Origin of the sequence: Leifsonia sp. 22587, assembly GCF_052044215.1 — a bacterium.
In the GTDB taxonomy this organism is placed as follows: domain Bacteria; phylum Actinomycetota; class Actinomycetes; order Actinomycetales; family Microbacteriaceae; genus Leifsonia; species Leifsonia shinshuensis_C.
The window spans coordinates 147,541-163,430 of record NZ_JBQENB010000002.1; the positions used below are offsets into that span (position 1 = coordinate 147,541).

At 71.4% G+C, this 15,890-nt stretch carries 16 protein-coding genes; 10 read left to right on the forward strand and 6 right to left on the reverse strand.

Annotated elements, in window-relative coordinates:
• Nucleotides 1–85 precede the first annotated feature (85 nt).
• From metX to ACTJI1_RS08735, 4 genes are read left to right on the forward strand one after another with little or no spacing between them, the layout of a single operon-like run.
• Nucleotides 86–1,291 (forward strand): homoserine O-acetyltransferase MetX, encoded by a 1,206-nt coding sequence (gene metX / locus ACTJI1_RS08720; protein WP_440742320.1) that lies wholly within the window; start codon nt 86–88, stop codon nt 1,289–1,291.
• Nucleotides 1,292–1,307: 16 nt separating this feature from the next.
• Nucleotides 1,308–2,474 (forward strand): sensor histidine kinase, encoded by a 1,167-nt coding sequence (locus ACTJI1_RS08725; protein ID WP_440742321.1) that lies wholly within the window; start codon nt 1,308–1,310, stop codon nt 2,472–2,474.
• Nucleotides 2,471–3,688, forward strand: coding sequence for a hypothetical protein (locus tag ACTJI1_RS08730; RefSeq protein WP_310134817.1), 1,218 nt, complete (start codon nt 2,471–2,473; stop codon nt 3,686–3,688). Before ACTJI1_RS08725 ends, ACTJI1_RS08730 begins: the two co-directional genes overlap by 4 nt.
• 30 nt (nt 3,689–3,718) lie before the next feature.
• The gene (locus ACTJI1_RS08735) at nt 3,719–4,372 is read left to right on the forward strand and encodes a response regulator transcription factor (protein ID WP_310134815.1); all 654 of its coding nucleotides are present in this window, start codon (nt 3,719–3,721) and stop codon (nt 4,370–4,372) included.
• Nucleotides 4,373–4,395: 23 nt separating this feature from the next.
• Here ACTJI1_RS08735 and ACTJI1_RS08740 read toward each other — a convergent pair whose 3' ends face one another.
• From ACTJI1_RS08740 to ACTJI1_RS08760, 5 genes are all read right to left on the reverse strand, one after another.
• Complete coding sequence (locus tag ACTJI1_RS08740) at nt 4,396–5,688, reverse strand: MFS transporter (protein WP_440742322.1); 1,293 nt, start codon at nt 5,686–5,688, stop codon at nt 4,396–4,398.
• A 375-nt stretch (nt 5,689–6,063) separates the two neighbouring features.
• Nucleotides 6,064–6,324 (reverse strand): hypothetical protein, encoded by a 261-nt coding sequence (locus tag ACTJI1_RS08745; RefSeq protein ID WP_440742323.1) that lies wholly within the window; start codon nt 6,322–6,324, stop codon nt 6,064–6,066.
• Between the two features lies 1 nt (nt 6,325).
• The gene (locus ACTJI1_RS08750) at nt 6,326–6,634 is read right to left on the reverse strand and encodes a thiamine-binding protein (protein WP_310134811.1); all 309 of its coding nucleotides are present in this window, start codon (nt 6,632–6,634) and stop codon (nt 6,326–6,328) included.
• 41 nt (nt 6,635–6,675) lie between these two features.
• Complete coding sequence (locus ACTJI1_RS08755) at nt 6,676–8,016, reverse strand: hypothetical protein (protein WP_440742324.1); 1,341 nt, start codon at nt 8,014–8,016, stop codon at nt 6,676–6,678.
• A 71-nt stretch (nt 8,017–8,087) separates the two neighbouring features.
• Complete coding sequence (locus tag ACTJI1_RS08760) at nt 8,088–8,996, reverse strand: ADP-dependent NAD(P)H-hydrate dehydratase (RefSeq protein WP_440742325.1); 909 nt, start codon at nt 8,994–8,996, stop codon at nt 8,088–8,090.
• A 47-nt stretch (nt 8,997–9,043) separates the two neighbouring features.
• On the opposite strand from ACTJI1_RS08760, the gene ACTJI1_RS08765 reads away from it, so the two are divergent.
• Both ACTJI1_RS08765 and ACTJI1_RS08770 read left to right on the forward strand, forming a co-directional pair.
• Complete coding sequence (locus ACTJI1_RS08765; protein WP_440742326.1) at nt 9,044–9,661, forward strand: HAD family hydrolase; 618 nt, start codon at nt 9,044–9,046, stop codon at nt 9,659–9,661.
• Between the two features lie 8 nt (nt 9,662–9,669).
• Nucleotides 9,670–10,752: an NADH:flavin oxidoreductase/NADH oxidase gene (locus ACTJI1_RS08770; protein WP_440742327.1), complete on the forward strand. Its 1,083-nt coding sequence runs from the start codon at nt 9,670–9,672 to the stop codon at nt 10,750–10,752.
• Between the two features lie 16 nt (nt 10,753–10,768).
• On the opposite strand, the gene ACTJI1_RS08775 is transcribed toward ACTJI1_RS08770, so the two are convergent.
• A complete protein-coding gene (locus tag ACTJI1_RS08775; protein WP_310134800.1) occupies nt 10,769–11,146 on the reverse strand; it encodes a VOC family protein in 378 nt (125 codons plus the stop codon).
• A 240-nt stretch (nt 11,147–11,386) separates the two neighbouring features.
• Between ACTJI1_RS08775 and ACTJI1_RS08780 the strand changes: the two genes are divergently transcribed.
• The 4 genes from ACTJI1_RS08780 (at nt 11,387) to ACTJI1_RS08795 (ending at nt 15,871) form a co-directional block, all read left to right on the forward strand.
• The gene (locus ACTJI1_RS08780; RefSeq protein ID WP_440742836.1) at nt 11,387–12,724 is read left to right on the forward strand and encodes a hemolysin family protein; all 1,338 of its coding nucleotides are present in this window, start codon (nt 11,387–11,389) and stop codon (nt 12,722–12,724) included.
• A complete protein-coding gene (locus tag ACTJI1_RS08785) occupies nt 12,717–13,754 on the forward strand; it encodes a hemolysin family protein (protein ID WP_310134797.1) in 1,038 nt (345 codons plus the stop codon). The genes ACTJI1_RS08780 and ACTJI1_RS08785 overlap by 8 nt, the downstream gene beginning before the upstream one ends.
• A 62-nt stretch (nt 13,755–13,816) precedes the next feature.
• Nucleotides 13,817–14,368, forward strand: a complete 552-nt coding sequence (locus ACTJI1_RS08790; RefSeq protein WP_440742328.1) for a TetR/AcrR family transcriptional regulator — start codon at nt 13,817–13,819, stop codon at nt 14,366–14,368.
• A 75-nt stretch (nt 14,369–14,443) separates the two neighbouring features.
• Nucleotides 14,444–15,871 (forward strand): DHA2 family efflux MFS transporter permease subunit, encoded by a 1,428-nt coding sequence (locus ACTJI1_RS08795; protein ID WP_440742329.1) that lies wholly within the window; start codon nt 14,444–14,446, stop codon nt 15,869–15,871.
• Nucleotides 15,872–15,890 lie beyond the last annotated feature (19 nt).

A 15,890-nucleotide genomic window follows, 5' to 3' on the forward strand; every position in this document is an offset into this window, starting at 1 on the left:
TGCACTTTTCGTGTACTCGACGGCGGGGCGGAGGCGGGGCGTAACAGAGCGCGGGCGGAACGCGCGAGACGGGAGAATGGGACGCATGGAGTGGCAGACATCCGCCGACACGGCGCCGTCGAGTTTCATCACGGAGGCGCAGGCGAGGACGCTGCTCGGCAAGCCGCCCGCGAGCGGCGCCTGGAAGGAGTCGGACGCACCGGGAGACCGGAAGTTCGCCGGCATCGGCGCGTTCGCCTTCGAGAGCCGCGAGAGCCTCCCCTACGTCCGGATCGCGTACGAGACCTGGGGCGAGCTGTCCCCGGAGCGCGACAACGCCGTCCTGGTGCTGCACGCACTGACCGGCGACTCCCACGCGGTCGGCGCCGCCGGTCCCGGGCACCGCACCGCCGGCTGGTGGCAGGGCATCATCGGGCCGGGCAAGGCCATCGACACGGACCGCTGGTTCGTCGTCGTCCCGAACATGCTGGGCGGCTGCCAGGGCACCACCGGACCGGCCTCCCTCGCCCCCGACGGCGCCGAGTGGGGTCCGCGGTTCCCATTCACCACCATCCGCGACCAGGTCAACGCTCAGGCCGCGTTCGCCGACACGATCGGCATCGACCGCTGGGCGGCCGTCGTCGGCGGCTCCATGGGCGGGATGCAGGCCCTCGAGTGGGCCGTCACCTTCCCGGATCGGGTCGAGCGCCTGGCCGTGATCGCCGCTCCCCCGTTCTCGACCGCCGACCAGATCGCGCTCAACTCCGTCCAGGTGGAGGCGGTGCGCACGGACCCGCTGTTCCGCGGCGGCCAGTACTACGACGCCGAGGACGGCGACGGCCCGCACCGCGGGCTCGCGCTCGCCCGGCGGATGGCGCTGCTCAACTACCGCAGCCCGTCGGAGCTCAACGAGCGCTTCCAGCGCGCCTGGCAGAGCGGGATCAGCCCGCTCGGCGGCGGCGGACGGTTCGCCGTCGAGTCGTACCTCGACTTCCACGGCAACAAGTTCACCCGGCGCTTCGACGCCAACAGCTACATCACGCTGGTCGAGGCGATGAACTCCCACGACGTCGGCCGCGGTCGCGGGGGCCTGGCCGCCGCCCTCTCGCGGGTCACCGCGCGCACCCTCGTGGTCGGCATCGACAGCGACCGCCTGTTCCCCGTCGAGGGACAGGAACGCATCGCCTACCATGTACCGCACACGCTGGACGGTAGAGTTCCAGTGGTGATCCGCTCGGACTTCGGCCACGACGGGTTCCTGATCGAGGACGACGCCGTCAGCGAGCAGCTGCGACGGCTCCTCGCGGGCTGACGGAGGATGGAGGGGCATGTCGCGCATCCAGAAGGAGCGTGATCGTCTCCTCGCCTCCACGGCGCGCACCGTCGGCCTCACCGCGACGGTCACCTCGCTGCTCTGCCTGAGTGTGCCCGGTTCGCTGCCGCTCCCGCTGTACCTGGCATCCCTCGTGCTGGTCGTCTGCCTGGGCTACGCGCAGTGGCAGCTCGCCGGACTGCTGCGGCTGACCCTGTGGATGTGGGTCATCGTGGTCGCGGGCGTCGCGCTCATCCTGCTCCACATGCTCCCCGGGTCCGCCCTGGGGCCCTCCGCGATCAGCGCGGTCGGGGTGGTCGGCGCGGCCTCCGTCGCGTGCGTCGCCGTGCTGGCCGTCACCTCCCGCACCCGCGTGCTGCTGCTCGTGATCGCCGCCGCGGCGACGCTGGCGGCTCTCGGCGTGACGCTCGGGATGACGCACTCGCGGCTCGCGGAGCCGCTCGTCTTCACCGTCACCGGCTGGGTGGCGCTGACCGCGACCGGCGTCTGGCTGTCGCGCACCGTCCCCCGCACCCTGAAGCGCATCTCCACCATGAGCCGCGCGTACCGCGTCGAGCGCCAGGCGAGCGAGACGGAGGCGCGCCGCCGGCAGAGCGCCCGCCTGCTGCACGACACCGTGCTGGCGACCCTCACACTGCTCGCGCACTCCGGCGTCGGCGTCAGCCACGCGGCGCTGCGGGAGCAGGCGGCCGAGGATGCGGCCCTGCTGCGGCAGCTGCGCCTCGGCTTCACTCCCGACCCGGCCCGCTCGGGCGACTACAAGCTCAAGCCGGTGGAGGAGTCCACCCTCGGCAAGACGCTGGAGTCGGTCAAGCAGCGCTTCCGGCGCATGGGGCTCGAGGTCAACTGGCACGGCGCCGGGCAGGTGCTGCTGCCGTCCGACGTGCTCGATGCGTTCCTGCTCGCCCTCGGCGAGTGCCTGGAGAACGTCCGCCGGCACTCCGGCGTCAACGAGGCCCACGTGACGATCACGGACGACGAGACGAACGTCCGGGCCATGGTCACCGACGCGGGCAAGGGCTTCGACGTCGAGACGATCGACACCGGGAGGCTCGGCTTCACCGAGTCGATCGTCGCCCGGCTGCGCGACGTCGGCGGCAACGCCCGCCTGTTCTCCTCGCCCGGCAGCGGGACGACCGTGGTGCTGGAGGTGCCCAAATGACGCGCGTGGACGAACGGACGGTGCCCCGCAGCCCGATGGCGCGCGGCGCCGCCGGTGACGAGCGGGACGCGCTCGGCCGCGCACGACTCGACCTCGGCTTCAACGTCGCGACCGTCTCCCTGATCGCGTTCCTGCTCATCCTGTTCGGGCTGAACGTGCCGGAGTATCCGTTCCTGGGCCTCACGATCGCCGCCTGGGTGCTCGTCGCGATCACGCTCATCGCGGCGCTGGTGCTCCGCTTCCGGCTGCCCGACGAGCTGCCGCTCTGGCTGTTCCTCGGCGCTCTCGGGGTGTGGGCGGCGGCGGTCGTGCTCGACATCGCCGGCACCTGGCCGGTCGGCGGAGCGATCGTCCCGCTCACCGCGGCGGCGGCCGTCGGCCCCGCGCTGCTGCTCTGCGTGCCCGTGCGTCCCGCGCGCGACATCGTGATAGCGACGGCGGCGCTCGGCACGGTCCTGTCCGTCGTGGTGATCTGGCGGGCCCTCCCCGACCTCCAGCTGCTCGGGCCGGGCTTCGCGACGATCGCGGTCGCGGTCGCTCCCCCGCTCGTCGGCGTCCAGATCGTCCGCTCGCTGCGCACCCTGGTGCAGCTCGAGCTCGACCTGGTGCAGGTGCAGAGCACGGTCGTCTCGCCCGGCTACGCCATCGGGATGCTCGCCTCCGAGGAGCTCGCGCGGCTCGACCTCGCGGCAGAGCGCCTGCTCGACGGCGTCGCGACGGGTCGCACCGCGCTCCCCCTCGACGAGGATACGGCGGACGCGGCGGCCAGCATCGCCACCGAGCTGCGCCTCCACCTCATCCAGGGCCGCAAGGAGACGTGGCTCTACCACGCGGTCACCGAGTCGGCCCTGCTGGGCCCGTCGGTCACCCTGACCGACCCGGACGGTCTGGCCGCCGGGCTCAACCGCGACCAGCGCGACGGCCTCCTCACCGCCGTCTGGCTGCTGATCAGCGACCCGGTCCGCACGGGCGCCGGACAACCGCGGACCCTCACGCTCGACCTCTCCCGACCGATCGGAACGTACCCGCGCACCGCGAACCCCGGCGCGACCATGACGATCGCGATCGAGACCAGCGGTGTGCCGCGAAACGGGGTAGACCCTGCGGCATGGCAAGCTATCCGTAAGGTGGGACGCTACGTCGAGTCGTTCTCAGGATCGGCCCTGCGGATCGAGATCACCACGGTGAGGGACACTTCTGCCGAGCTGGGCTGAACCAGCCGAACGGATAGAAAGAGGCACAGCATGGGCGAGGAACCGCCGATTCGGATCGCGATCGTCGACGACCACAAGATGCTGCTCGGCGCGCTGACCGAATGGATCCGCAGCGCTGCGGACGACATCCGCATGGTCGCCGCCGTGGCGAGCTGGCCGGAGCTGCTGACGCACCCCGAGTTCCCGGTCGACGTCGTGCTGCTCGACCTCGACCTGAAGGACAACATCCCGATCTCGCTGAAGCTCTCCACGCTGAAGACGACCGGCGTCGCGACCGTGCTCATGAGCACGTACTCGGAGCCTGCGGTCGTCCGCGAGGCGCTGGCCGCGGGCGCGATGGGCTACCTCGTCAAGAGCGAGGATGCGGAGATGATCGTCGAGGCGATCCGCGCCGCCCGCAAGGGCGAGTCGTTCATCTCGGCCGAGCTCGACCTGGCGCTGAACGCCGGTGAGGCCGGCGGCGCGCCGAAGCTCAGCGCCCAGGAGCGCCGCGTGATGGCCCTCTACGGCGCGGGCGAGCCGGTCAAGGCCGTCGCCTTCCAACTCGGCATCTCGGACGAGACGGCGAAGAGCTACCTCAAGCGCATCCGCGAGAAGTACCGGGTGGCCGGCTACGACGTCGGAACCAAAGTCGCCCTGCGGAAGCGCGCCATCCAGGACGGCATCCTGCTGCAGAACGACTGAGGCCGCGCGGTCTGGCGCGGCCGTCAGTCGACGGGCGCGGAGACCGGCTCCGGAAGGGGCCGCTGGGCCGCGACCGAGCCGGTAGCCACCCCGCGGCGGATGCGTGACCGGTCGATTCCGAACGAGATCAGCGCCAGCAGGATGCCGCCGATGGCGAGCAGCCCGCCCACCACGACCGGCGACAGGTAGCCCAGCCCGGCGGCGATCGTCAGACCGCCGAAGAACGCCCCGGCGGCGTTCGCGATGTTGAGCGCCGAGTGGTTGAGCGCCGCGGCGATCGACTGGCTGTCGCGCGCCACATCCATCAGCCGGGTCTGGATGGTCGGCGACAGCGCCGAGCACGCGCCCGACACCACGAACACCGAGATGAGCAGGCCGGCGACGGTGGATGCGGTGAGCCAAAGGGCGGCCAGCCCGACGAGCAGGATGGCGAAGAACAGCAGCATGCTGCGCGGGACGCTGTGGTCGGCCGCGCGGCCGCCGATGATGTTGCCGACCGTCATGCCCAGTCCAGCGAGGACGAGGACGAGCGGGACGGTCGCCTCCGGCATCCCCGTGATCGTGGTCACGATCGGCGCGATGTACGTGTAGACGGCGAAGAAGCCGCCGAACCCGACGGCGCCGATCAGCAGCGCCAGCCAGACCTGCAGCCGCGTGAACGCCTTCAGCTCGTTCCGGACGGTCGCGCGGGCGTCGCCCGCCTGCCACGGCACCAGGAACGCGACCGCCACGAACGTGAGGGCGAACAGCGCGGCGACCACCAGGTAGGCGATGCGCCAGCCGCTGTGCTGGCCGATCCAGGTGATGGTCGGCACGCCGATCACGTTCGCGATGGTGAGCCCCGACAGCACGAACGCCACGCCGCGGCCGCGCTTGCCCGGGCCCATCAGCGACGCGGCGACCAGGGACGCGATGCCGAAGTAGGCGCCGTGCGGCAGCGCAGAGACGAAGCGCGCCAGCATCACGAGCTGGAACGTGGGGGCGACCGCCGAGGCGACCGTCCCGAGCGTGAACGCGACGAGCAGCCACAGCAGCAGCTTCTTGCGCGGCCACCGCGCGGCGAACGCGGCGATCGTCGGTGCGCCGACCACGACCCCGAGGGCGTACGCCGAGATGATCCACCCCGCCTGCGCGTTGGCGTCGCTCGGGGACGCGGCGTACAGCTGCGGCAGCAGGTCGTGGGCGATGTTGGGCAGCAGGCCCATCGCCACGAACTCGGTGGAGCCGATGCCGAAGCCACCGAGGGCGAGCGCCAGCAGCGCAAGACGACTACGGGCCGACGACATCTGCGTCGGCCCGTCGATAAGCGGGGTCACTCGCTTACCCTATATCGAATCGTTTCGACCCGCCCACCCCGCCCCACGATTTGTGCCAAATCGCGGTTATCGCGCCCCCATAACCGCGATTTGGCACAAATCGCGCGCGCTCCTGGGCCGACATTCGTGCCGAATGTCGGGAATGCCCGGCGCAGAGGCGACATTCGGCACGAATGTGCGAACGGGACCGCGCCGGCGGGAGCGGGCATTCGTGCCGAATGTCGCGAAAGACCCGCGCAGAAGGGACATTCGGCACGAATGTCCCCCGAAAGTGGCGACCGGTTCTTGGGCTCATTCGTGCCGAATGGCGGGAAAGACGAGGGTAGAGGGGACATTCGGCACGAATGTCCCGCGACAGACGCCGGCGGGGCGCGCCTAGGCGCGTGGCTCGCCGCCAGGCGCGGCCGGCGCCGCCGCCGCCGCGGCCGCCGCCGCGGTCTGCTCCTCGAAGAACTCGGCCACGTCGACGTCGCGCGTCTCCTCGGGGGGTGCGACGCGGGTTCGCACGGCTCCGACGATCGCCACGATCACGCAGCCGACCAGCAGCCCTCCGACGAGCACCGCCACGATCGCCAGGAACGGCCCGAACGCGACGAGGAGTCCGAAGACGAGGCTGACCAGCGTGTAGACGTCCACGTCAGTCGCCCGACTCCAGCGCAGCCTCCAGGCGCTGCACCTTGCCGTCGAGCTCGCCCGAATACCCGGGGCGGATGTCCGCCTTCAGGACGAGCGACACCCGCGTCCCGTAGCGCCCCACCGCCTCGGTCGCCCGGCGGACGACGTCGAACACCTCATCCCACTCGCCCTCGATGGTCGTGAACATCGCGTCCGTGCGATTCGGGAGGCCCGATTCGCGCACCACGCGCACCGCCGCCGCGACCGCGTCGTGCACCGACGCGTCCGCGCCTTCGCCCCCGCTCGGAGCTACTGAGAATGCCACCAGCATGTCTTCCTCCTTCTTCCGTCCGCGCCTCGGCGCGGGTCACGTCAGCGCGGGTCGCCCCCGACCGGTTCCGCGTGCGCCCCGGGCGCCGAGCGGAACGGCCATGCATGCGCCGGCACCAGGTCGCCGGCCGCCTCCTGGCGGTGCCGTTTCCGCCAGAGGGCGGCGACGGTCCAGCCGAGGATCACGAAGTACATCAGGTTGCGCAGCGTCAGCACCGCGACCATCGCGGGGTCGGGCACGAGCAGCCAGTCGTACAGGAACGGGTAGAACACCTGCGTGAGCCCCGCCGTGACGAGCACCAGGATGGCGGGGATGCGGAACCCCCTGCCCTGGTACGCGAGCCCGATCACGACCGGCGCCGCGAGCCACACCACGTACTGCGGCGACCCGACCTTGTTGAACGCGATGAATGCGGTCACCAGCGCGAGCGACAGCTCGGGCAGGATGCGCGTGTACGGCGTTCCCCGCCGGACCGCGCGCACTCCGATCAGCGTGACCACGATCGCGGTCAGGGCGAACAGCGGGTTCATGAGCGAACCCGCAGCCGCCGTCCCCTGCCCGCTGACCTGGAAGGTGAGCAGCTGACGGTCGTAGTAGACCTCGGCGCCCGGCACGTGGAACGCGGCCTGCCACATCCAGATGGTGCTGACCGGCGCCTCGATCTGCAGTCCGCGGTCGGTCTGCATGGTGATGAAACTCAGGAGGTGCCATCCGGCGCCGAAGATCAGCGGCACCGCGGCGATCACCGCGGAGGTGACCACCGCGACGACCACGATGTGCCAGCGCGAGCGCAGGGCGACGACGGCGGCGAGCAGGATGGCGGCGGGCCACACCTTGATCCACGTCGCCGCGGTCAGCACCACGACGGCCGCCCGCTCGTGCAGGGTCAGCCAGAGCAGCCCGACGATCGCGAGGGAGGCGGAGACCGCGTCCAGGCGTCCCACCGCGATCGGGCCGAGCAGCAGCAGGAACGCGAGCCACCACCAGGCGGCGATCATGCGGCGCGGCTCGCGCCCCACGATCAGCACGGCGAAGGCGGCCGCGTTGAGCAGCGTGACCAGGTTCAGCCAGCCCCACACGTACCCGTCGCTGCCGAACAGGAGCGGGAGCATGATCGGCACGATGGCGCCGAACGGGTACACCCAGTCCGAGTTGACGCCGACGATCTGGGTGCCCTGCGCCGCCAGCTGAGCCCAGGGCTTGTAGACGAGGAACACGTCCCCGAGGCCCTTGCCCTGGTCGAGCGCGAGTCCGGCGATGATCAGGTGGACGACGAGGAACGCGATCCACAGCGAGAGCGGGCTGTAGGCGGCACGGCGGAGGGCTCCGGGTTCCGCGCGCGGGGTCGCCGGGGCGGGAACCGGCGCCGCTTCCATCCCCATGTCGCCACATCCTAGGGGATGCCGTGATCGGGCTCCTGAACTGCGGACGGCCAGCGGTCAGACGGTACCGGTCAGCGCCGCGCGCGGACCAGATCCCGCACCACACCGGGCAGCGCTCCCACGATGTCGAGCGCCACGATGGGGCCGCCGTCCGCCGCCCGCTCCCCCGCCCGGCCGTGCACCCAGGCGGCGGTGGCGCCGAGGGCGGCGAGCGCCGCGTGCCCGTCCTCGTCGATCTCGCGCGCGTGCGTCGCGACGAGGGCGCCCAGCACCCCTCCGAGGACGTCGCCGCTGCCGGCGGTCGCCAGCCACGCCGGTCCGGCCGTCACCGTGTAGCGCGGACCGCCCGGGGCCGCCACGTAGGTGGTGTGGCCCTTCAGCAGCACGGTCACGCCCAGGCTGTCCGCGGCGCGCATCGCCCAGTCGCCGGGGTCGGCGGCGATGTCGTCGGCCGTCACCGCGTCCGAGTCGTCATCGGCGCCGGACGCGAGCACCGTCGCCAGCTCGCGGAAGTGCGGCGTGACGATGACCGGCGCGGACGCCCGGCCGACCAGGTCGAGCGCGCCGGCGTCGATCACCAGCGGCGTGCCGTCGCGCAGGGCCGCGCGCAGGCGCTGGGCGTCGTCGTCCGGCCGTGAGGACGCATCCATGCCGGAGCCGATCAGCCAGCCCTGCACCCGTCCCGGTGCGGTCACGATCTCGGGCCGCCGCCGCATCACCAGGTCGGCGGGCCGGTCGGCCCCCAGGTACCGGATCATGCCGACCCCGGTGCGCGACGCCCCCTCGACGCCGAGCACGGCCGCGCCCGGGTAACGGTCCGAACCGGTCACCACCCCGAGCACGCCGCGCGAGTACTTGTCGCTCGACTCCTGCGGGACGGCGATCCAGGCCGCCGCGTCCCCCTCGTCCCAGCTCCGCCATCCGGTCACCGGCCGCCTCCGCTCCTCGTCGCCGCCGAGCGCACGCGCGCCCGCCACCATCGAACCCCATCCGACCTCACGATAGGACCCCGCGATAGGTTGGGGGCATGGCGATCAGCATCCCCGGCAAGGTGGTCGTGTTCGACTACGGAGAGGTCATCTCGACGACCCCCACGAAGGAGGACCGCGCCGCGCTGGCCGAACTCGCCGGCGGAGAGGCCGAGGTGTTCTGGCCCGCGTACTGGCGGCACCGGGATGCGCTGGACCAGGGCACCCTCAGCATCCAGTCGTACTGGCGCGGCATCGAGCGGGAGCTCGGCGAGAGCTGGGGCGACGCGACCATCCACCGGCTGTGGCTGGCCGACTTCCGCAGCTGGCTCACCATCGACCACGACACGCTCGACGTGCTGCTCGACCTCAAGGCCGGCGGCACCCGGATGGCGCTGCTCTCGAACGCGGGACGCGACTTCGGGTCCTACTTCCGGCACGGGACGCTCGGCGACCTCTTCGAGAAGGTCTTCGTGAGCGGGGAGCTCGGCACGATCAAGCCGAGCGCCGACATCTTCGAGCACGTGATGGCGGAACTCGGCGTGACGCCCGACCGGACGGTCTTCATCGACAACAAGGAGGCCAACGTGCGCGGAGCGGAAGCGCTCGGCATCGCAGGGCACGTCTTCACGACTCCTCGGGACCTCCGGGCATATCTCGACGCCCTGGGGTCTTAGATAACGACATGCCCTCTCTTTTCGATCCCCTGACCCTGCGCGGCGTGACCGCGCGCAACCGCATCTGGGCCTCGCCGATGTGCCAGTACTCGGTGCTGGACCAGTCCGGCGTCCCGAACACGTGGCACCTGGTCCACCTGGGCTCCCTGGCCACGGGCGGGAGCGGCATCGTCTTCAGCGAGGCGACCGCGGTCAGCCCGGAGGGCCGCATCAGCCCGCAGGACACGGGGATCTGGACGGACGAGCAGCGCGACGCGTGGACGCCGATCGTCGCCTTCATCGAGGAACAGGGCGCCGTCCCCGGCATCCAGCTCGCCCATGCCGGCCGCAAGGCGTCGACCTGGGCCGCCTGGGGCTTCGAGGGCCGCACCGGCACCGTGCCGGAGAGCGAGGGAGGCTGGCGCACCGTCGCCCCGTCGGCCGTCGCCTTCGAGGGCTACGACGTCCCGCAGGAGCTCGACCTGGCCGGTATCGACAAGGTCGTCGACGACTTCCGCTCCGCGACACGCCGGTCGATCGAGGCCGGCTTCCGTGTGCTCGAGCTGCACGCCGCGCACGGCTACCTGCTGCACGAGTTCCTGTCCCCGATCTCCAATCGGCGCACGGACGAGTACGGCGGCTCGCTGGAGAACCGGGCGCGCCTGCTGCTCCGCGTGATCGCCGCGGTGCGCGAGGAGGCGCCCGACGCTCCCCTGTTCGTCCGCTTCTCCGCCAGCGACTGGACCGAGGGCGGCTGGGACGAGCACCAGACGGCGACCGTCGCCACCTGGGCCCAGGATGCCGGAGCCGACTTCTTCGACATCTCCAGCGGCGGCATCCAGGCGGGCATCCGCATCCCGCTCGAGCCCGGCTACCAGGTTCCGTTCGCGCACCACGTGCGGAGCACTTCCGATGTGGATGTGAGCGCGGTCGGGCTCATCACGACGCCCCAGCAGGCCGCCGAGATCGTCGAGAGCGGTCAGGCGGACGCCGTCATGCTCGCCCGCGAGCTGCTGCGCGACCCGCACTTCCCCCTCCGCGCCGCCCACGAGCTGGGCGTCGAGATCGGGTACTGGCCGCCGCAGTACCTGCGGGCGCGCTGGCGCCGCTGAACTGCGCCGCCCGAGGTCAGGTCGGCTGCGTCAGGCAGAGATAGTTGCCCTCGCTGTCCTGGAACCAGGCCGACCGCCCCATCTCGTCGGTGGCGATGCCGTTCACCGTCGTGAGCCCGGGGAAGTCGTAGTCCGCGAACTCGACCCCCCGCTCGCGCAGGTGCGCCATCGTCGCCTCGATGTCGTCGACCAGCCAGCACATCGAGGTGTTCTTCGCGGTGCCGGCATTGGCCGTCTCGTACACGTAGATCTTGGCGTCCGACCCCGTGCCGTACAGCACGCCGCCCTCGTTCGTCTGCTCCGGTTCGAGCTCCAGCTTGTCGCGGTACCACGCAGTGGCCCGCCGCAGGTCGGAGGCAGGAAGGACGGAGTACGTGACACACGTCTCCAACATGAGAATTCCTCCTTCATCCGCGCGGCATGCTACGCGCGTCGGAGGCTCGCTCTGCTCCTGGAATCGCGGGTCTACCCCTCGCCCTCACGGCTGGGAATCCGCCTGAGAAGTCCCGCAGGCACCGCATCCCGCCTCGATATACTGGCCGTCACATGGACGACCCTCCCTCTTGTAGCCCATTCCTCCCGGCGCGCCCGCGACGGAGCGTGCGAGGTGAACGCCGTGCTCTCTGAGTGGATCATGCTGGGCGTCGGCCTGCTTCTCACGATCGGCACCGGTTTGTTCGTCGCCAGCGAGTTCGCCCTCGTCAATCTCGACCGAGGCGACCTGGAGGCCCGGCGGGAGCGCGGCGAGTCGCGGCTCACCATGACGATCGCGGCGCTGAAGATCACGTCGACCCACCTGTCGAGCGCCCAGCTCGGCATCACGCTGACCACGCTGCTCACCGGTTACACGATGGAGCCGGCCATCAGCTCGCTCCTGCGCGGGCCGCTGACGGCGACCGGGCTCCCGGAGGGGGCGGTCACCCCGATCGCGACGATCGTCGCCATCGCCGTGGCGACCCTGCTGTCGATGATCCTCGGCGAGCTGGTCCCCAAGAACTTCGCGCTCGCGCTGCCGCTGGCGACGGCCAAGCTGGTGATCCCGTTCCAGACGGTGTTCACCACCGTGTTCCGGCCGTTCGTGGCGCTGCTGAACGGCACCGCCAACGGGTTCCTCCGTCTGCTCGGCATCGAGCCGAAGGAGGAGCTGTCGGGCGCGCGCACGGCCGATGAGCTGTCGTCCCTGGTCCGCCGCTCCGCGAGCGCCGGCGTGCTGGAGGAGGACACGGCGACGCTGCTCAGCCGCACGCTGGCGTTCTCGTCGCGCAACGCCTCGGACGTCATGACGCCCCGGCCGCGGATCGAGGCGGTGCAGCGCACGGAGTCCGCCCAGGCCGTCGCCGAGCTGGCGCGCCGCACCGGGTACTCCCGCTTCCCGGTGATCGGCGACGACATCGACGACGTGCTCGGCGTGGTGCACGTCAAGCAGGCGGTCGCCGTGCCCCGGCAGCGCCGCGGCCGCGTTCCGGCGTCCGCGCTGATGACCGACCCGCTGCGCGTGCCCGAGACCATGAACCTGGACACCCTGCTCGGCGAGCTGCGCGGGCGCGGCTACCAGCTGGCGATCGTCGTCGACGAGTACGGCGGCACGTCCGGCATCGCGACTCTCGAAGACCTGGTCGAGGAGATCGTGGGCGAGGTCGCGGACGAGCACGACCGCACGCGCGCCGGCGTCATCCGCGGCCGCGACTCGATCACGTTCCCCGGCATCCTGCGCCCCGACGAGCTGGAGGAGCGCGCCGGCGTCACCGTGCCGGAGGAGGGCCCGTACGAGACCGTCGCCGGGTTCGTCATGAACGAGCTGGGGCGCCTGCCGAAGGTGGGCGACGAGGTCGTCATCGACGGAGGAACCCTGCGCGTCGAGCGTCTGGACGGCCGGCGCGTCGACCGCATCCGGTACACGCCGGACCCGGTGCCCGTGGGCGAAGCCGGGAACGGGAAGAGCGCGTACGGCGAGGGGGCCGCCCATGAGTGACTGGGCCGGGATCGCGTGGCTCGTCGTGCTGCTTGCCGTCAACGCCTTCTTCGTCGGCGCGGAGTTCGCCGTCATCTCTGCCCGCCGCTCGCAGATCGAGCCGCTCGCGGAGCGGGGCAAGCGGAGCGCCAAGACGGCGCTGTTCGCGATGGAGCACGCGACCCTGATGCTGGCGACCACGCAGCTCGGCATCACGGTGTGCTCGCTGCTGATCCTGAACGTCTCGGAGCCCGCCATCCACCACCTGCTGGAGGTGCCGCTGCACGCGACCGGCTGGTCGGAGGAGGTCATCGGCACCATCGCGTTCATCGTGGCGCTGGTGGTCGTCTCGTTCCTGCACGTGGTCTTCGGCGAGATGGTGCCGAAGAACATCTCGTTCTCGATGCCCGACAAGGCCGCGCTCCTGCTGGCGCCGCCGCTCGTCGGCATCGGACGTGCCGTGCGGCCGATCATCGTGGCCCTGAACGCCAGCGCGAACGCCGTGCTGCGGCTGTTCCGCGTCGAACCGAAGGACGAGGCCGCGAGCACGTTCACCCTCGACGAGGTGGCGACGATCGTGTCGCAGTCGACGAGGGAGGGTGTGCTCACCGACCGCACGGGAGCACTGACCGCGGCGTTCGAGTTCACCGAGAAGAAGGTTCGGGATGTCGCCGTCGCGCTCGACGCGCTCGTCACCCTGCCGTCCTCCCCCACGCCGAAGGACGTCGAGAAGGCCGTCGCGAAGCACGGCTTCTCGCGGTACGTCGTCCCGGACGCCGACGGCGAGCCGACCGGCTACCTCCACCTCAAGGACGTGCTCGACCTGGAGGAGACCGGCTTCGAGCTCCCCGTGCCCGCGAAGCGCATCCGCCGCCTGGTGACCGTGTTCTCCGGCAGCGACCTGGAGGACGCGCTGGCCACCATGCGCCGGTCCGGCAGCCACCTGGCCCGCGTTGTCGACGGCGAGGGCGCGACCGCCGGCGTGCTGTTCCTCGAGGACATCATCGAGGAGCTGGTCGGCGAAGTGCAGGACGCGACCCGGCGGACCTGATCGCGGACGGAATTCGCAGCGATCGTTGACACGTCGAGAAGAGTGAGTGTACAGTCACTCACATGACACGAACCCTCTCCACCGCAGACGACCGCCGCGAGGCGGTGCTCGACAGCGCGATCGCGACCTTCGCGGTCGGCGGCTACCTCGGCACCCCGATCGCAGCGGTCGCCAGCGCCGCCGACATCTCGCCCGCGTACGTCTTCAAGCTCTTCCCGAGCAAGGAGGGCCTGTTCGTGGCGGCGCTCGAGCGGTGCTTCGAGCGCATCGAGCAGGCGTTGGAGGACGGCGCGCGGGCCGCCGACGGGGAGACCCCCACGGCGATCCTCGACCGGATGGGCGACGCGTACGCCGAGCTCATCTCCGACCGCTCGCTGCTCATGCTCCAGGTGCACGCGCAGTCGGCCTCCGACACCCCGGAGATCCGGGAGGCCCTGCGCCGGGGCCTGGCGCGCATCACCCGCTTCGCCGGCATCCGCTCGGGCGCCGACCCCGACGCCGTGCAGCGCTTCATCGCCTACGGGCAGCTGTGCCACCTCGTGGCCACCGCGGGCCTCGAGGAGATCCCCGAGGAGTGGGCGCGCACGCTCACGAACGGCATCCGGCACCCCTGACCGCACCATCCATTCAGCCGGCTTTTTCCGGCATCCGAAAGTGATTGATCAATCACTCACACGAAAGGCAGAACAATGATGACACACACCGCTCCCGTGGTCGCGACTCCGCGCGCCGCCACCTCCCGCAGCAGCCACCGCTGGTGGGCGCTCAGCGTCCTCGCCCTCGCCCAGTTCCTGGTGGTGCTCGACGCCTCCATCGTGAACATCGCCCTGCCGACCGTCGGCACCGCCCTGGGGCTCGACACCGCCGCGCTCGCCTGGGTGGTGACCGCATACGTCCTCCCCTTCGGCGGCCTGCTCCTGCTCGGCGGCCGACTCGCCGACCGCTTCGGGCACCGCCGGGTGTTCCTCGTCGGCGTGGCGGGCTTCGCGCTGGCCTCGCTCGCCGCCGGTCTCGCGGTGAACGGCACCATGCTGCTCGGCGCACGGGCCGTGCAGGGCGCCTTCGCCGCGCTGCTGGCGCCGGCGTCGCTCGCACTCCTCACGCAGCTCTTCCCCGACGCCGAGGCGCGTGGCAAGGCGCTGGGCCTGTGGGGTGCCGTGGCCGGGATGGGGAGCGCCGCGGGCGTCCTGCTCGGCGGCGTGCTCACCGCCGCCTTCGGCTGGTCCGCGGTCTTCTTCGTGAACGTTCCGGTCGGCGTCCTCGTGCTCGTCGTCATCCCGTTCCTGATCAACCGCGACCGGGCGGGCAGTGCGGAGCGGATGGATGCGGCCGGTGCCGCGACCGCCACGCTCGGACTCGCAGCGGCTGTCGCCGCGCTCAGCGAGGGCGGCACGCTCGGCTGGACGAACCCGATCGTGCTGGGCCTCGCGGCCGCCGCCGTTGTCCTGCTCACCGCGTTCGTGCTGATCGAGCGCCGCACCGAGCACGCCCTGCTGCCGTTCTCCTTCTTCCGCAACCGCGACGCCCTCGCCGGGGACATCGTGATGCTGCTGGTCGGCGGCGCCACGGTCGCGCTGTTCTTCGCGCTCTCGGTCTACCTGCAGGAGGTCCTGCACCTGGATGCGCTGGCGGCCGGACTCAGCCAGCTGCCGCTCGCCGTCGCCCTCGTCGCGATCGCCGGAGTGGTCCCCGCCGTCGTCGCCCGGGCCGGGCTGCGCCCGACGCTGGCCGGTGCGCTCGTCGTGCTCGCGGCCGGAGTCGTCTGGTTCGCCCTGGCGGGCGGCACCGGGTTCGTCGCCGGGTTCATCCTGCCGAGCATCGTGATCGGTCTCGGACTGGGCGCCTCCTTCGTCACCGTCACCCAGCTCGCCGTCCGCGGCGTGCCGGAGTCGGAGTCCGGTCTCGCCAGCGGCCTGGTCAACACCGCGCAGCAGATCGGCGGCGCGCTCGGACTCGCGGTCCTCGGTGGGATCGCCTCCGCCCGCACCTCCGCGATGCTGGAGGCGGGAAGCGGCGCGACCGACGCGGCGGCCGGCGGATTCCTGCTGCTGTTCCTCGGAGTCGCGGTGCTCGCGATCGTCGGCGGCGCGGTCACGCTGCTGGTGCGCCGGCGCTGAGCGCCTGCCCGCTACTGCG